Origin of the sequence: Sphingomonas cellulosilytica, from assembly GCF_052321755.1 — a bacterium.
Classification (GTDB): domain Bacteria; phylum Pseudomonadota; class Alphaproteobacteria; order Sphingomonadales; family Sphingomonadaceae; genus Sphingomonas.
Genome location: NZ_JBQRTT010000004.1, coordinates 282,807 through 298,181, shown reverse-complemented (window position 1 = coordinate 298,181; position 15,375 = coordinate 282,807). Strand labels below are relative to the sequence as shown.

17 protein-coding genes are annotated in these 15,375 nt (G+C 69.6%); 12 read left to right on the top strand and 5 right to left on the bottom strand.

The features are described from left to right. The first annotated feature begins 35 nt into the window (after positions 1 to 35). The 6 genes from ACTZQ5_RS08880 to ACTZQ5_RS08855 all read left to right on the top strand — a co-directional run bounded on the left by ACTZQ5_RS08880 (position 36) and on the right by ACTZQ5_RS08855 (position 4,657). Positions 36 to 1,145 carry a DUF3089 domain-containing protein gene (locus ACTZQ5_RS08880; protein ID WP_443584811.1) on the top strand — a complete coding sequence of 370 codons (1,110 nt, stop codon included), beginning with the start codon at positions 36 to 38 and terminating at the stop codon, positions 1,143 to 1,145. Next, a complete protein-coding gene (gene ruvX, locus ACTZQ5_RS08875) occupies positions 1,142 to 1,603 on the top strand; it encodes a Holliday junction resolvase RuvX (RefSeq protein WP_443584810.1) in 462 nt (153 codons plus the stop codon). The genes ACTZQ5_RS08880 and ruvX overlap by 4 nt, the downstream gene beginning before the upstream one ends. A 61-nt stretch (positions 1,604 to 1,664) precedes the next feature. Next, entirely contained in the window at positions 1,665 to 1,955 is a 291-nt protein-coding gene (locus tag ACTZQ5_RS08870; RefSeq protein WP_443584809.1) for a type II toxin-antitoxin system RelE/ParE family toxin, read from the top strand. After that, the gene (locus tag ACTZQ5_RS08865; RefSeq protein WP_443584808.1) at positions 1,945 to 2,247 is read left to right on the top strand and encodes a HigA family addiction module antitoxin; all 303 of its coding nucleotides are present in this window, start codon (positions 1,945 to 1,947) and stop codon (positions 2,245 to 2,247) included. Before ACTZQ5_RS08870 ends, ACTZQ5_RS08865 begins: the two co-directional genes overlap by 11 nt. Before the next feature lie 209 nt (positions 2,248 to 2,456). Next, a complete protein-coding gene (locus tag ACTZQ5_RS08860; RefSeq protein ID WP_443584927.1) occupies positions 2,457 to 3,440 on the top strand; it encodes an aspartate carbamoyltransferase catalytic subunit in 984 nt (327 codons plus the stop codon). Continuing rightward, on the top strand, positions 3,437 to 4,657 hold the full coding sequence (locus ACTZQ5_RS08855) for a dihydroorotase (RefSeq protein ID WP_443584807.1): 1,221 nt from the start codon (positions 3,437 to 3,439) through the stop codon (positions 4,655 to 4,657). The genes ACTZQ5_RS08860 and ACTZQ5_RS08855 overlap by 4 nt, the downstream gene beginning before the upstream one ends. A gap of 29 nt (positions 4,658 to 4,686) precedes the next feature. On the opposite strand, the gene ACTZQ5_RS08850 is transcribed toward ACTZQ5_RS08855, so the two are convergent. From ACTZQ5_RS08850 to ACTZQ5_RS08840, 3 genes are read right to left on the bottom strand one after another with little or no spacing between them, the layout of a single operon-like run. Further along, the gene (locus ACTZQ5_RS08850; protein WP_443584806.1) at positions 4,687 to 6,057 is read right to left on the bottom strand and encodes a tetratricopeptide repeat protein; all 1,371 of its coding nucleotides are present in this window, start codon (positions 6,055 to 6,057) and stop codon (positions 4,687 to 4,689) included. A gap of 19 nt (positions 6,058 to 6,076) precedes the next feature. Continuing rightward, positions 6,077 to 6,634 (bottom strand): hypothetical protein, encoded by a 558-nt coding sequence (locus tag ACTZQ5_RS08845; protein ID WP_443584805.1) that lies wholly within the window; start codon positions 6,632 to 6,634, stop codon positions 6,077 to 6,079. A gap of 5 nt (positions 6,635 to 6,639) precedes the next feature. Further along, positions 6,640 to 7,362, bottom strand: a complete 723-nt coding sequence (locus ACTZQ5_RS08840; RefSeq protein ID WP_443584804.1) for an AAA family ATPase — start codon at positions 7,360 to 7,362, stop codon at positions 6,640 to 6,642. 153 nt (positions 7,363 to 7,515) lie between these two features. Between ACTZQ5_RS08840 and ACTZQ5_RS08835 the strand changes: the two genes are divergently transcribed. After that, a complete protein-coding gene (locus ACTZQ5_RS08835; RefSeq protein ID WP_443584803.1) occupies positions 7,516 to 8,526 on the top strand; it encodes an SPOR domain-containing protein in 1,011 nt (336 codons plus the stop codon). 9 nt (positions 8,527 to 8,535) lie between these two features. Here ACTZQ5_RS08835 and serB read toward each other — a convergent pair whose 3' ends face one another. Beyond that, positions 8,536 to 9,411: a phosphoserine phosphatase SerB gene (serB, locus tag ACTZQ5_RS08830; protein WP_443584802.1), complete on the bottom strand. Its 876-nt coding sequence runs from the start codon at positions 9,409 to 9,411 to the stop codon at positions 8,536 to 8,538. On the opposite strand from serB, the gene miaA reads away from it, so the two are divergent. From miaA to ACTZQ5_RS08805, 5 genes are all read left to right on the top strand, one after another. Beyond that, complete coding sequence (gene miaA / locus ACTZQ5_RS08825) at positions 9,410 to 10,333, top strand: tRNA (adenosine(37)-N6)-dimethylallyltransferase MiaA (RefSeq protein WP_443584926.1); 924 nt, start codon at positions 9,410 to 9,412, stop codon at positions 10,331 to 10,333. The two genes, serB and miaA, sit on opposite strands and share 2 nt — an antisense overlap. A 68-nt stretch (positions 10,334 to 10,401) precedes the next feature. Then, entirely contained in the window at positions 10,402 to 12,150 is a 1,749-nt protein-coding gene (gene ilvB / locus ACTZQ5_RS08820) for a biosynthetic-type acetolactate synthase large subunit (RefSeq protein WP_443584801.1), read from the top strand. A gap of 111 nt (positions 12,151 to 12,261) precedes the next feature. Continuing rightward, positions 12,262 to 12,777 (top strand): acetolactate synthase small subunit, encoded by a 516-nt coding sequence (ilvN, locus tag ACTZQ5_RS08815; protein ID WP_443584800.1) that lies wholly within the window; start codon positions 12,262 to 12,264, stop codon positions 12,775 to 12,777. 133 nt (positions 12,778 to 12,910) lie between these two features. Next, entirely contained in the window at positions 12,911 to 13,930 is a 1,020-nt protein-coding gene (gene ilvC / locus ACTZQ5_RS08810) for a ketol-acid reductoisomerase (protein WP_443584925.1), read from the top strand. Between the two features lie 212 nt (positions 13,931 to 14,142). Further along, on the top strand, positions 14,143 to 14,751 hold the full coding sequence (locus ACTZQ5_RS08805) for a YceI family protein (protein WP_443584799.1): 609 nt from the start codon (positions 14,143 to 14,145) through the stop codon (positions 14,749 to 14,751). Positions 14,752 to 14,767: 16 nt separating this feature from the next. Here ACTZQ5_RS08805 and ACTZQ5_RS08800 read toward each other — a convergent pair whose 3' ends face one another. After that, entirely contained in the window at positions 14,768 to 15,163 is a 396-nt protein-coding gene (locus tag ACTZQ5_RS08800; RefSeq protein WP_443584798.1) for a BLUF domain-containing protein, read from the bottom strand. Positions 15,164 to 15,375 lie beyond the last annotated feature (212 nt).

The window sequence follows — 15,375 nt, the reverse complement described above, 5'->3', positions numbered from 1 at the left end:
GGCGCCTCCCCCGCCCATCCGGGAACCCGTCCGCCTTGGCCCGTAAATTCCTCTATGTCTTCGCCGTTCTCATCGCGCTGGTGATCGCCGGCGGCATCGCCTACCGGCTGTACGGCGTCGAGATCCTGCGCCTGGCGCTCGTCCCGACGGAGCAGTTCCGCGGCCAGCCGCGCGTCGACCCGAAGGTGTATGCCGACGCCAGGATGTGGGTCGCCCGGCCGGACATCGCCGGCAACCCCTCGCTGTGGACGCCGGCCGGCTACCAGCCCGCGGCCAAGCCGCAGGCGGCGGTGTTCTTCATCCATCCGACCTCCTACATCGGCCGCGACCATTGGAATGCGGCGCTGGACGATCCCGAAACCAACGCGCGCACCGCGATCTTCCTGCGCGGGCAGGCGAGCGCGTTCAACGCGGCCGGCGCCGTGTGGTCGCCGCGCTATCGCCAGGCGACGTTCGGCGCCTTCCTGACCAGCGTCGCCGATGCCAACCGCGCGCTCGATCTCGCCTATGGCGACGTCGCCGCCGCCTTTGCCGCGTTCGTGAAGCAGGTCGATCCGAAACGCCCGATCATCCTTGCCGGGCATAGCCAGGGTGCGCTCCACCTCACCCGTCTGCTGCGCGAACAGGTGGCGGGCAAGCCGATCGCGCGGCGCATCGTCGCCGCCTATGTCGTCGGCTGGCCGGTGTCGAAGAGCACCGATCTCGCCGCGCTCGGCCTGCCGCAATGCACCCGGCCCGATCAGGCCCGCTGCCTGCTGTCGTGGGAAAGCTTCGCCGAACCCGCCGATCCGTCGCTCGTCACCGATCTCTACGATCGCTCGACCGGCTTCGATGGCCGCACGCGCAAGGACACGCCGCTGGTCTGCACCAACCCGCTGACCGGCACCGCCGATGCCGCCGCCCCGGCGAGCGCCAACCTCGGCGCGCTCTACCCCTCCGCCGACCTCGCCACCGCGGTCATCACGCCGGCCAAGGTGCCCGCCCGCTGCGGTCCGCGCGGCTTCCTGCTGATCGGCGAGCCGCCGGAACTGGGCAATTACGTGCTGCCCGGCAACAACTTCCACGTGTACGACTACAGCCTGTTCTGGGCCAACGTCCGCGCCGACGCTTTGCGCCGCCTCGCCGCGTTCGGGGCGAAGCGATGATGACCCTCGACCGCGCCGCCTTTCGCGAGGCGCTGCCCGGCGGCGGCCGGTTGCTCGGCCTCGACCTCGGCACCAAGACGATCGGCACCGCGCTGTGCGATGCCGGCTGGAGCTTCGCCAGCCCCGCGCAACTGATCCGCCGCACCAAGTTCACCGCCGACAAGGCGGCGCTCGCCGCCCTCGCCACCGCGCAGCAGGTCCGCGGCCTGGTCCTCGGCCTGCCGCTCAACCTCGACGGCAGCGAGAGCCCGCGCAGCCAGTCGACCCGCGCCTTCGCCCGCAATTGCGCCGACCTCGCCCTCCCCATCCTGCTGTGGGACGAGCGCTGGAGCACGGTGGCGGTGGAGCGCACGATGATCGAACAGGACATGAGCCGCGCCAAGCGTGCCGAACGGATCGACAATCTCGCCGCCGCGCACATCCTGCAAGCGGCGATCGACGCGCTGGTGATGGTGTGAGGCAAGGTCGCGTGTCAACCGAGGCTTGACAAGGTCGATGGTGTCAAGTATCGCTTGACACATGCGGATCGACAGCATCGTGCATAAGGGCCTGCGCAGGTTCTTCGAAGCGGGCAACACCAAGGGGCTGGTTGGCGACACGGCACGAATCCGCAGGATGCTCGCCTTCATCGATGCGGCCGGATCGTTGGACGAACTGGCGGTGCCGCCGAATTATGGATTGCATCGGCTCACCGGCGATCGGGCAGGAACATGGGCGATGACGGTGACCCGCAATTGGCGCATCACCTTTGCGGTCAACGCCGACGGCGCCCTTATCGATATGGATCTGGAGGATTATCATGGCGCTTAAGATGCATCCCGCGCTTGCCGTGCATCCCGGCGATTGGCTGAAGACGGATATCGTGGAGCCGCACGGCGTAACGGTGAAGGCATTGGCTGCCCATCTGGGCGTATCGCGGCAGGCGTTGAGCAACCTGCTGAACGGCCACGCCGGACTGTCGGCGGATATGGCGCTGCGCTTCGAGAAGGCATTCGGCGTCCGCGCGGATACGCTGCTGCGCATGCAGCTGACCTATGATCTGGCGCAGCTGCGTGCGCATGAGCATGACATCAAGGTCGAGCGTCTGGCGGAGGCAGCCTGACCACGCTGTCCTACAGGCGGGGTTTCTGCCACACTGCCACAATGCCCATCCCCGCTTCGTGCCGCCGCCCATCCGCGACGGAGCCGTGCGGGAAGCGATTCCGAGCGGGACGTGCCGTAAACTTCGACAACTTCCGCGCCCTTCGATCATGGTCCGAATCGGGCGTCCCGCTTGCCCCCGTCCCCCGCCGGCGCTACCCGGCGCGCTTGATGCAAGCCTCCGATCACCGTCCCGCCACCCTGATCCAGGGTGGCGCCGTCTTCCCGCACCGGCACCTCACCGGCATCGACGGGCTCCAGCCGCATGAGATCGCCTTCCTGCTCGACGAGGCGGAAGCGTGGGTGGCGGCGAACCGCAGCCATGCCGCGCCGGACAAGCGGCTCGCCGGGCTTACGCAGATCAACGCCTTCTTCGAGAACAGCACGCGCACGCTGTTGAGCTTCGAGATCGCGGGCAAGCGGCTGGGTGCGGACGTCGTCAACATGCATGCCGCGCAATCGAGCGTGAAGAAGGGCGAGACGCTGATCGACACCGCGCAGACGCTGAACGCGATGCGCGCCGACGTGATCGTCATCCGCCACATGGCGTCGGGAGCGGTGCGGCTGATCGCCGACAAGGTCGACTGCCCGGTGCTGAACGCCGGTGACGGGCGCCACGAACATCCGACCCAGGCGCTGCTCGACGCGCTCACCATCCGCCGCCGCAAGGGGTCGATCGCCGGCCAGCGGGTCGTCATCTGCGGCGACGTGCTGCACAGCCGCGTCGCGCGCTCCAATATCCTGGCCTTGACCGCGCTCGCCGCCGAGGTGCGCGTGTGCGCGCCATCCACCCTGATGCCGGCCGCGATCGAGCGGATGGGGGTGACGCCGTTCACCGACTTCGACGCAGCGCTGGTCGGTGCCGACGTGGTGATGATGCTGCGCGTCCAGAACGAGCGGATGGCGGGCGGCTATATCCCGTCCAGCCGCGAATATCGCCTCCGCTACGGCCTGACGCCGGAGCGGCTCGCGAAGCTGCCCGACGCCCTCGTCATGCATCCCGGGCCGATGAACCGCGGGGTGGAGATCGACTCGGCGGTCGCCGACGGGCCGCAATCGGCGATCACCGAACAGGTTGAGATGGGGGTGGCGGTGCGCATGGCCTGCCTCGACGTCCTCACCCGGCGCGCACGCGGCGTGGAGGGCTGGGCATGAGCACGATCGCCTTCGTCAACGCACGCCTCGCCTGCCCCGCCACCGGCGTCGCCCAGGGCAGCCTGCTGGTCCGCGACGGCGTCATCGCCGCGACCGGCGCCGTCGCGCCTCCGGCCGATGCGATCACGGTCGATTGCGGTGGCAAGACGCTGGCGCCCGGCATCGTCGACCTCGGCGTCTTCAAGGTCGATCGCGCCGCCTGCCGCGCCGGCGGCATCGTCCGCGTCGCGCTGATGCCGGACGGCAATCCGGTGCTCGACGATCCCGGCATCGTCCAGCGCGCCGCGCTGATCGGCAAGCCCGACCTGTGGATCCATCCGATCGCCGCCGCCACGCGCGGCCTCGTCGGCGAGGACATGGCGGAGATGGCGATCTGCGCCTCGGCGGGCGCGCGGGCGGTCGGGACGGGACGCGGCTGGATCGCCGACAGCGGTGTGATGCTGCGCGTGCTGCGCTATGCGCGCGACCTCGACATCGCCGTCGTCACGCATGCCGAGGACGGCGGCCTCACCGCCGGCGCGGTGGCGACCGATGGCGAGACGGCGACGCGGCTCGGCCTCGCCAGCGCCCCTGCGGTCGCCGAGGCGCTGGCGGTGGCGCGCGACCTGATGCTTGCCGAGGAGACCGGCGCCCGGCTCCACATCCGCCAGGCGACCACCGCCGCCGCCTTTGACCTGATCCGCGCCGCCAAGCGCCGCGGCGTGCGCGTCACCTGCGGCATCACGCCAGCGCACCTGCACCTGTCGGAGATCGCGATGAGCGATTTCCGCACCTATGCGCATCTCTCGCCGCCGCTGCGCAGCGAGGCCGACCGGCAGGCGGCGCGGGCGGCGGTGGCCGACGGCACGATCGACGTGCTCGCCTCCGCGCACGATCCGCATGGGCCGGAGGCGAAGCGCCTGCCGCTCGCCGATTCGGCGGCCGGCATGGCGGGGGCGGAGACGCTGCTGCCGCTGGCGCTGATGCTGGTGCGCGATGGCCTGTTGCCGCTCGACCGGCTGATGGCGATGCTCGCCGCCCATCCGGCGCAGGTGCTCGGCCTCGATACCGGCACGCTGCAACCGGGCAAGCCTGCCGATCTGATGCTGTTCGATGCCGATGCGCCGTGGCAGATCGACGGCGCCGCCTTCACGGCGTCGGCCGGCAATACGCCGTTCGACGGCCTGCCCGTGCAGGGCCGCGTGCTGCGCCTGTGGAAGGGCGGCCGCGAGGTGTGAACGCCTGCGGCTCAGCCCTGTCGAGAGGCCTAGCCTCGCGAGGCGAGCCGCACCGGCGTGGCGAGCCATTGCGCCATGCGGTCGCCGGCCTCGCGCCGGACGAAACAGTCGCCGCCCTGCGCACGGTAGCGGCGGCACATCCGGTCGGCGTCCTCGCGGGTGAAGCCGCCCACCGACAGGCGGTACAGCGATCCCTGCCGCGCGGCGATCGGCGTGCCGGTCGGCTGATGGCCGGAGAGCGAGGCGAAGCGCCGCGTCGCGCGGTCCCAGCCCGATTTGGCGATGGCGACATTGCTGAACGCGCCGAGTTGCACATACCAGTCGCCGCCGCCCGCGGCGGGCTTGCGGACGAAGGGGATGGCCGCAGGCACATCCTGCACCACGCGGCTGCCGCCGGCGCGAGCGCCGCCCTGCGCCAGGGCGAGCTTGGCAGGCGCCGCATCGGCCCGGATCAGCATGGTCGGCAGCGGCTGCACCACCGGATTGCGCGGGCCGAACACCACCTTGGCAAATTGCTGCGTCGCGGCCGGTGACGGCGCGGCGACGGGAGCCTCGACGCTCGCTGCCGCAGCGGCCGCAGCCGGCACGGCAGCGTCAGTACGTGCAGCCGTCTCGATCGGCGTATCGGCGATCGGCGTCACCTGCACCGGCGCTGTCAGCGCCAGCGCGACCGGGCGGCCGGCGTCGACGACCGGCGTCACGCCGAGCAGCGAGGCGACCTGGTCCGACGCGCCCTTGGGCTGCGCGAAGGCCGCCCATTGCGCGATGCGCGCATCGACATCGGCCGGCGACATGTCCGCCGCCGCGACGACGCGCGCCATGCCCCATTGGCCGGCGAGCGCATAGCTCAGCGCCAGATTCTGCCGCACCTTCGGCCCGGCACTGGGCGTGCGGGCCGCATCGGTGAGCATCGCCACGGCGCCTGCCGGATTGCCCGCGAGTGCCGTGGCGAGGCCGAGATCGCCGATCGGGATGATCGCCGCATTGCGTTCCAGCGTCGCGCGCGCGCTCGCCCAGTCCCCCGTCGCGATCTGCGCCAGCGCGAGGTTGAGCGCCGCTTTGCCGTTCGCGCCGTTCAGCTGGAGTACGTCGGCGAAGGTGTCGCGCGCCGAGGCGAACCGCCCCGCCTGTAGATACGCCTGGCCCAGCACCATGCGATAGCCGGCGTCCTGCGGCGCCAGCGCCACGGCGCTTTCCGCATAAGGCACAGCGGCGGTGCCATCGCGGTGGTTCAGTGCCTTCATCGCCTTCGCAGCGTCGCGCGAGGCAGATTTCGTCGCGCGCGCCGTGCTGCGATCGCTGGCTTTGGCCAGCGGATCGGACGTGGCAGTGCAGCCGACCATCGTGCCGCCGAACACCAGCGCGGACAGGCCGAAGGTCAGGATCAAACGAGGCGTCATCGCATATTCCCCAAAAGGCTCAGCGGGCGGACTTCGCCGGCGACAGCTGCGCCACCAGCGCCTCCACCTCGGGCACCGCGCCGAGCAGCGCATCGAGCGCCTCGGTCACCAGATCCTGCGCGGACCGGTTCGTGATCGCGGACGCAAGGCGCAGCCGCAGGTGCCGGTCTGCGTCGACCCGCAGCGTGAAGGCCGCCTTGCCGCCATGCTGCGTCTCGCGCCGGATGCGCGTCGCGGTGGCGACCGAGACGGATTTCACCGCCTCGGGCGATTCGATCTGCGCGGCGAGCAATTCGCGCTGCACCAGCACCGTCGGCACCGGTTCGGCGGCGGCAGCGGGCGCCGCAGGTGCCGGAACCGGCGCAGGCGCTTCGGCCGCGGCGGGCACGGCGACCGGCACGGGCGCAGCGACGGGCGAAGGCTCCGTCCCCATGTCGTTCCAGCCGAGATCGTCCGGCCCCTGGTTGTGGCTGCCGAAGCCGCCGAATCCCTGGCTGCGCATCGCCGGGCGGGCCTGCCCCTTGCGGGCGAGCAGGCCGGACGACAGCGACGCCATCGGCTTGGACGATCCGAACATCGCGCTCAGCCCCCCACCACGCGGCGGCCGAAGCCGCTCGCCGCGGTCCGCTGGCCGAAGCCGGGACCGCCCGACAGCGTCGGGACGCTGAACACGGTGCGGCGGAAATTCTTTTCGAGGCGATCGGCGATATAGGTCCACAGCTGGGCCACCTCGCCCGCCGATTTGCCGTTGGGATCGACCTCCATCACCGTGCGCCCGTCGATCATCGACGCGGCGAAATCGGTGCGCTGGTGGATGGTGATCGGCGCGACGGTGCCGTGCTGCGACAGCGCGACGGCGGCGTCGGAGGTGATCCGGGCCTTGGGCGTCGCGGCGTTGACGACGAAGATCAGCGGCTTGCCCGCCCGGTCGCACAGGTCGACGGTGGCGCCGACCGCACGCAGATCGTGCGGGGACGGCCGCGTCGGCACGACGACCAGCTCGGCGACGTTGATGACGCTCTGGATCGCCATGGTGATGGCGGGCGGAGTGTCGATCATGGCGAGCTTGAAGCCCTGCTGGCGCAGGACCTCCAGATCGGCCTGCAACCGCGCGACGGTGGTCTGGGCGAAGGCCGGATATTCGGCGGACCGTTCGTTCCACCAGTCGGCCAGGCTGCCCTGCGGATCGATGTCGATCAGCACGACGGGCCCATGCCCCGCCAGCTGCGCCTGCACGGCGAGGTGGCCTGACAAGGTCGTCTTGCCCGAACCGCCCTTTTGCGATGCCATCGCGAGAACGCGCATAGGCCCCCTTTGAGAAAATTAGCGTTATTCCACCAGCAGACCTGCCAGAACCGGCCTAAAAAGCCGTTAATGGTTGCGGATGCGCGATGACGCTTTGCTCGGGCGGCGCGCCGGGGCATGAAGGCAGCGGCAAGGGTTAAAGGGGTGACAAGCATGCGTACGATCCTGTGGGTCGCTGCCGGACTGACGATCGCGGGCGCACCGGCTGTGGCACAGACCGTCAAGGCCGGCGTCGATGCGTGGAGCCGCGGCGATTTCCCCGCGGCGGTCGCGCAATGGCGGGGCCTGGCGGTGGCCGGCGATGCCGACGCGCAGTTCAACCTGGGCCAGGCCTACAAGCTCGGCCGCGGCGTGCCGGTCGACCCGGTGCTCGCCGAAAGCTGGTTCCGCAAGGCGGCATTGCAGGGCCATCCGCAGGCGGAGGACAATTACGGCCTCGCCCTGTTCCAGGCGGGCCGCAAGTCGGAGGCCGCACCCTGGCTGGAGAAGGCGGTGCGCCGTGGCGAGCCACGCGGGCAGCTGGTGCTCGGCACCATGTTGTTCAACGGCGACGGCGTGCCGCGCGATTACCCCCGCGCCTATGCACTGATGACGCTCGCCTCGCAGGCGGGGTTGAAGGCGGCGTCCGAAACGCTGGCGCAGATGGACCAGTACGTCACCCCCGTCGATCGCGAGCGCGGGCTTGGGTTGGCACAGAGCTATGCGGCGGCGGCACCCGGCGCATCCGCCGCGCGCGGCCGTGCCACCCTGGCGAGCGTGCCTGCCAACGATGCCCCGCCGCCGCGCGTCGTGCTGGCGCAACAGCGCCCGGCCGCGGGACCGCTGGCGCGGGGCGGCCCCGCCATGGTCCCCTCACCCGACCGCCCCGCCCCCGCCCGTCCGGCGCCGGAGCGGGCGGAACACCGTCCTGCGCCTCCCCGCCCGCAGCCCGAGCGTGCCGAACGGAGCGGCGGCAGCTGGCGGATCCAGCTCGGCGCCTTCAGCACCCAGGCGAACGCCAGCACGCAATGGGCGCGCGTTCGCGGCAGGATCGGCGGCGCAGAACCCGCCTATGTGAAGGCCGGCTCGGTCATCCGTCTGCAGGCCGGCGGTTTCGCCTCCAAGGCGGCGGCGCAAAAGGCGTGCGCGGCGTCCGGCGTGCCGTGCGTGGTGGTGGCGCCGTAAGCCGGCGGCTCAGGCCACCCAGTCGGTGCGCCGATAGCCTTGTGCATAGAGCAGCGCGCTGAGGTCACCGTGATCGATCCGCGCGGCCGCCGCGGCGGCGACGATCGGCTTGGCGTGATAGGCGACGCCCAGGCCGGCGCGCCGGATCATCGCGAGATCGTTCGCGCCGTCGCCGACCGCCAGGCTCAGCGCCGAATCGATCCCGCCGGCCGCGATGGCGGCGAGCAGCGTCTCCTCCTTGGTCGCCGACCCGACGATCGGCTTGGCGACGGTGCCGGTCAGCTTCCCGTCCTCGATCAGCAGCACGTTGGCGATGGCGCGTGAAAAGCCGATCGCCGCCGCCACCGGCTCGGCGAAGCGGGTGAAGCCGCCCGACACCAGCACCGCCTCCGCGCCGTTCGCGCGCATCGTGCCGACCAGCGCCCGGGCGCCCGGCATGATGTGGACGCGCTCGGCGAGGCATTGCGCGATGACCCGCTCGTCGAGCCCGGCGAGCAGTGCGACACGGGCGTCCAGCGCCCCTTCGAAATCGAGTTCGCCGCGCATCGCCGCCTCGGTCACCGCCGCGACCTCCGCCTTGATGCCGGCATAGTCGGCGAGTTCGTCGATGCATTCGACGGTAATCATGGTCGAATCCATGTCGGCGACGATCAGCCGCTTGCGGCGGGTCGCGGTCGGCTGGACGACGACGTCGGTGCCGGCGAAGGCGCCCTCCAGCGCCTGGCGGGCGGCCGCCGGATCGTCGGCGAAGCCGATGTCGGCCGCGGCGCCCTCGTCGAGCCACGCCGCGGCGCCCGGCGCGCAGCCCGCCGCCGCCAGCCGATCGGCGGCCGCCGACAGGTCGCCTCCGGTCAGCGCATCGCCTATGAGCGTCGCCGTGAACATCGCTGCCTCCCACCCGAAACCTAGGGTCGCGCTCATCGCAGGGCCGACCGCCAGCGGCAAGTCCGCCGCGGCGATCCGTCTCGCCGAGCGGTACGATGGCGTCGTCATCAACGCCGACGCCAGTCAGGTCTATGCCGACCTCCGCATCCTCACCGCCCGCCCGAGCGCGGACGAGGAGGCGCGCGTGCCGCACCGTCTGTTCGGCCATGTCGATGCCGCGGATGCCGGCTATTCCGCCGCGCGCTGGGCGACCGAGGCGCGCGAGGCCATCGCCGCCGCCCATGCCGCCGGCCGGCTGCCGATCCTGGTCGGCGGCACCGGCCTCTACCTGCGCACGCTGATCGACGGTATCGCCCCCGTGCCCGCCATCGATCCCGCGATCCGCGCGGAGGTGCGCGCGCTGCCGGTCGCCGAGGCGCACCGCCTGCTCGCCCTCGCCGATCCTGCCGCCGCCGCCCGGCTCGCCCCCGCCGACACCACGCGCGTCGCCCGCGCGCTGGAGGTCGTGCGCTCGACCGGCCGGCCGCTCGCGCACTGGCAGGCCGCAACGACGGGCGGCATCGGCGACACGATCGCCCTCGCCGCCGCCATCCTGCTGCCGGATCGCGACACGCTGCTCGACCGGATCGACGCGCGCTGCGTCGCCATGCTGGCAGGCGGCGCGATCGACGAGGTCGCCGCCCTGCTCGCCCGCCGCGACGTGGCGGCCGATGCGCCGATCCGGCGCGCCATCGGTGTCCCGCCGATCGCGGATTATCTCGCAGGCGCAGCATCTTACGACCGGATGCTGGACAGCATCCAGCTCGACACGCGGCGCTACGCCAAGCGCCAATATACCTGGTTCCGACATCAACCGCCGACAACCTGGATGCGCGCGACAGATTCGAATGATTTAATGGCGATCATAGCAAGTTTATTATAGAACGGGGTTGACCCCCCGTCCCTGCCCCGCTACCCGCCGCCGCACCAACCTTCAGGCGGAGACGAACCGTGGGCGAACAAAGCGGAGCAGACATCCTGGTCGAGGCGCTGTGCGATCTCGGCGTGGGGGTCGTGTTCGGCTATCCGGGCGGTGCCGTCCTGCCGATCTACGACGCGATGTTCCGGTCGGGGCGGATCAAGCACATCCTCGTCCGCCACGAACAGGCGGCGACGCATGCGGCGGAAGGCTATGCGCGCTCCACGGGGAAGCCCGGCGTCGTGCTCGTCACCTCCGGCCCCGGCGCGACCAATGCGATCACCGGCATCACCGATGCGCTGCTCGATTCCATTCCCATGGTCGTCATCACCGGCCAGGTCCCGACCGGGCTGATCGGCACCGATGCCTTTCAGGAGGCGGATACCGTCGGCATCACCCGCCATTGTTCCAAGCACAATTACCTGGTGAAGGATCCGGCGAAGCTCGGCCCGACGATCCACGAGGCGTTCCATATCGCGACCAGCGGCCGCCCCGGCCCGGTGGTGATCGACATCCCCAAGGACGTGCAGGTCGCGACCGCGCGCTACACCAAGCCCGGCCCGATCCAGCACAAGACCTATCGCCCGCAGGTGAAGGCGCCGCAGCGTGACATCGAGCAGGTCGTCGATATGCTCGCCGCCGCCGAACGGCCGATCCTCTACACCGGCGGCGGCGTCATCAACGCCGGACCCGCGGCATCGCAGCTGCTGCGCGAGCTCGCCCGCATCACCGGCGCGCCGGTCACCTCGACGCTGATGGGGCTGGGCGCGTTTCCGGCATCGTCGGATCAGTTCCTCGGCATGCTCGGCATGCACGGGACCTATGAGGCGAACATGGCGATGAATCAGGCCGACCTGATCGTCGCGATCGGCAGCCGCTTCGACGACCGCGTCACCGGCCGGCTCGACGCGTTCAGTCCCAACAGCCGCAAGGTCCATATCGATATCGACCGGTCGAGCGTGAACAAGAACGTCCGCGTCGACCTCGCCATCATCGCCGATGCCGGCCACGCGATGGAGGACATGGTCCGCATCTGGAAGGCGCGCCAGCATCCCAAGCCCGACACCGCCGACTGGTGGCAGCGCATCCGCGGCTGGCGCGCGGTCAAGAGCCTCGACTTTCCGGAAACCGCCGGCGACGCGATCATGCCGCAACGCGCGATCCGCGCGCTGTGGGAGGCGACGCACGCCCGCAATCCGATCATCACCACCGAGGTCGGCCAGCACCAGATGTGGGCGGCGCAGCATTTCGGCTTCGAAAAGCCCAACACCTGGCTGACCAGCGGCGGGCTCGGCACGATGGGCTATGGCCTGCCCGCCGCGATCGGCGCGCAGCTCGGCAACCCCAACGCGCTGGTCATCGACATCGCCGGCGAAGCCAGCATCCAGATGAACATCCAGGAGCTGGCGACCGCGACGCAATACCGGCTGCCGGTCAAGATCTTCATACTCAACAACGAATATATGGGGATGGTCCGCCAGTGGCAGGAACTGACCTACGAGAGCCGCTATGCCGAGAGCTATTCGGATTCGCTGCCCGACTTCGTCATGCTCGGCGAAGCCTATGGCTGGAAGGGCATCCGCATCGACCATCGCGCCGATCTGGAGGATGGCATCCAGGCGATGCTCGACCATGACGGCCCGGTGATCGTCGATTGCCGCGTCGCGAAGCTCGCCAATTGCTTCCCGATGATCCCGTCGGGCGCGGCGCATACCGACATGATCCTGCAGGCCAACGAAGTGTCCGGCACGATGGACGACGAGGCGAAGGCGCTGGTGTAACTCCCCTCCCGCTTGCGGGAGGGGCTGGGGGTGGGCCTATCCACCTGCCGTCCCGCTCGCGGCTTTCCCACCCCCGACCCCTCCCGCAAGCGGGAGGGGGGAAGAGGTCCCATGCACATCAAGACCGAAGCCACCGAACGCCACACGCTGGCGGTCATCGTCGACAACGAACCCGGCATCCTCGCGCGGATCGCCGGCCTGTTCACCGCGCGCGGCTATAATATCGAGAGCCTGACGGTCAGCGAGATCACCGCCGACAAGCAGGTGAGCCGCATCACGATCGTCACCAGCGCATCGCCGGCGACGATGGAGCAGATCATCGCCCAGCTGGAGCGGCTGGTGCCGGTGCATAAGGTCACCGACCTCACCGCCCAGGGTGCGCACGTCGAGCGCGAGCTGGCGCTGGTGAAGGTCGCGGGCACCGGCGACCATCGCATCGAGGCGCTGCGCCTCGCCGACGTCTATCGCGCCCGCGTCGTCGATGCGACGACGACCAGCTTCGTGTTCGAGGTGACGGGGTCGATCGAGAAGATCGACAAGTTCGTCGAACTGATGGGCGAAGTCGGCCTGATCGAGGTCGCGCGCACCGGCATCGTCGCCATCGCCCGCGGGAAAGAGGCGGCCTGAACGCCTTTAACTCCACGTTACGCAACCATCGTCACCCCGGCGCCGGCTGGGGTCTCCAGGTTAGAGCGCACCGCCCTTGCCGCATGAGATGCCAGCCTGCGCCGGCATGACGGACTTCACGAAAGGGATCATCATGAAAGTCTATTACGATCGCGACGCCGATCTGAACCTCATCACCGACAAGAAGATCGCCATCGTCGGCTATGGCAGCCAGGGCCATGCCCACGCCCAGAACCTGCGCGATTCGGGCGTCAAGGACATCGCCATCGCGCTGCGCGAGGGATCGCCGACGGCGAAGAAGGCGATCGACGCCGGCTTCGCAGTGAAGTCCAACAAGGAAGCGGCCGAGTGGGCCGATATCGTCATGATCCTCGCCCCCGACGAGCATCAGGCGGCGATCTGGGACGCGGACCTCAAGGGCAACATGAAGCCCGGCGCGGCGCTCGCCTTCGCGCACGGGCTCAACGTGCATTTCGGGCTGATCGAGCCGCCCGCCGATATCGACGTCATCATGATCGCGCCCAAGGGGCCGGGCCATACCGTGCGCAGCGAATATGTCCGCGGCGGCGGCGTTCCCTGCCTCATCGCCATTCATCAGGACGCCAGCGGCAACGCCCATGACGTGGCGCTCGCTTATGCCAGCGGCGTCGGCGGCGGCCGCTCCGGAATCATCGAAACCAACTTCCGCGAGGAATGCGAAACCGACCTGTTCGGCGAGCAAGCCGTCCTCTGCGGCGGCGTCACCCATCTGATCCAGGCGGGGTTCGAGACGCTGGTCGAGGCAGGCTACGCGCCGGAAATGGCCTATTTCGAATGCCTTCACGAAACGAAGCTGATCGTCGACCTGCTGTATGAAGGCGGCATCGCCAACATGCGCTATTCGATCAGCAACACCGCCGAGTACGGCGATATCGTGACCGGCCCGCGGATCATCACGGACGAGACGAAGAAGGAAATGAAGCGCGTGCTCGCCGACATCCAGTCGGGCCGCTTCGTCAAGAACTTCGTCCTCGACAACCGCGCCGGCCAGCCCGAGCTGAAGGCCGCGCGCAAGCAGGCCGCCGCGCATCCGATCGAACAGGTCGGATCGGAACTGCGCGCGATGATGCCCTGGATCGGCGCCAACAAGCTGGTCGACAAGGCGAAGAACTGACACGTCGGGCGCCCACCCTCACCCTTCCGCGGCTCCGCCGCTCCCTCCCTCTCCCATCGGGAGAGGGGGAAGACGCCGCAGGCGGCGAGAGGGTGAGGGTGAGTGCGGGACGGTCAATGGCTCACCCGCAACGATCCGTTTCGCAACTGCCCCCTTCCCCGCCGGCTGGCGGCATGATTAAACCTCCGCAACGATCCCACGGAGCTTCCATCATGCGTCTCTTTCCTGTCCTGATTTCGGCCGCCGTCGCGGTTGCCGTCCCCGCCATCGCGCAGACCGGCCTGCCCGGCACGCCGAACAAGGCCGCGGTCACCGCCGGCACCTATGCGGTCGATCCCGCGCACACGCAGGTCACCTGGACGCTCAACCACATGGGCTTCAGCATGCTGTCGGGCCAGTTCGGCGCACAGGGCGGCACGCTGACCATCGATCCCGCCAAGCCCGCGGCCACCAAGCTCGACGTGACCTTTGCGATCGACCAGCTGTCGGTCACCTCGGAACAGTTCGCGCACCATCTGAAGTCGAAGGACTTCTTCGATGCCGCGACCTATCCGACCGCGCGCTTCGTCTCGACCGGCGTCGTCGCCACCGGCAACGGCGCCAGGATCACCGGCAATCTGACGATCAAGAACGTCACCAAGCCGGTGACGATCGATGCGACCTTCGTCGGCGCCGGCACCAACCCGATGAGCAAGAAGCTGAACTTCGGCTTCCGCGGCACGGCGACGATCAAGCGCAGCGACTTCGGCCTCGGCTATGCGACGCCGGTGGTCGCCGACACGGTGAAGCTCGACATCAACGCCGCCTTCACCGCCCAATAAGTCAGTCGCGCGCGGCTCAGGCCGCGCGCCGCACCTTGGCGAAGCCCTCGAACGTCGCCCGGACCGCCGGGTCGGCGTTCGCGGTCAGCTTCGCGACCCGCTCCAGCATATCGGCATCGCCGTCGCCCGGCACGTTGAACGCCATCGCCCATTCGCCGAATTCGCGCGTCTCGACCTCGCGGTTGGACAGCACGACCAGGGCATGGTGCCGCTCGTCCTGCTGGATGCGGGCGAAGGTCGCATCGACCTGCGCATCGTCCCCCTCCAGCGCCTGCAGGAAGCGCTTGCCGTCGAAGAACAGCAGGCCCGTCACCCGCGCCCGCGCATTGTTGCGCCGCGACTGGGCGAGGATCGCTGCGGGATCGACCGCAGCCTGGCGCCGCATGCTACTGATATAGACGAGTTGACGCATCGTAAGTCGTTCCCAACACAGGTTAGAGGCACGCCCCCGCGTCCCTTCTTGCGATACCGCGCGGTGCTTAACGCAAGGTCAACGATGCGCGGCGCGCCGATGGCTGGACAAGCCCGCCCGCCTCGGCCATGAACGCGGTCGAGATGGATTGCACGATCACCCTGCTTCGACTTATCCGCCCTTAGGGCGGCGGTTGCTCGTGCACGCTCCCC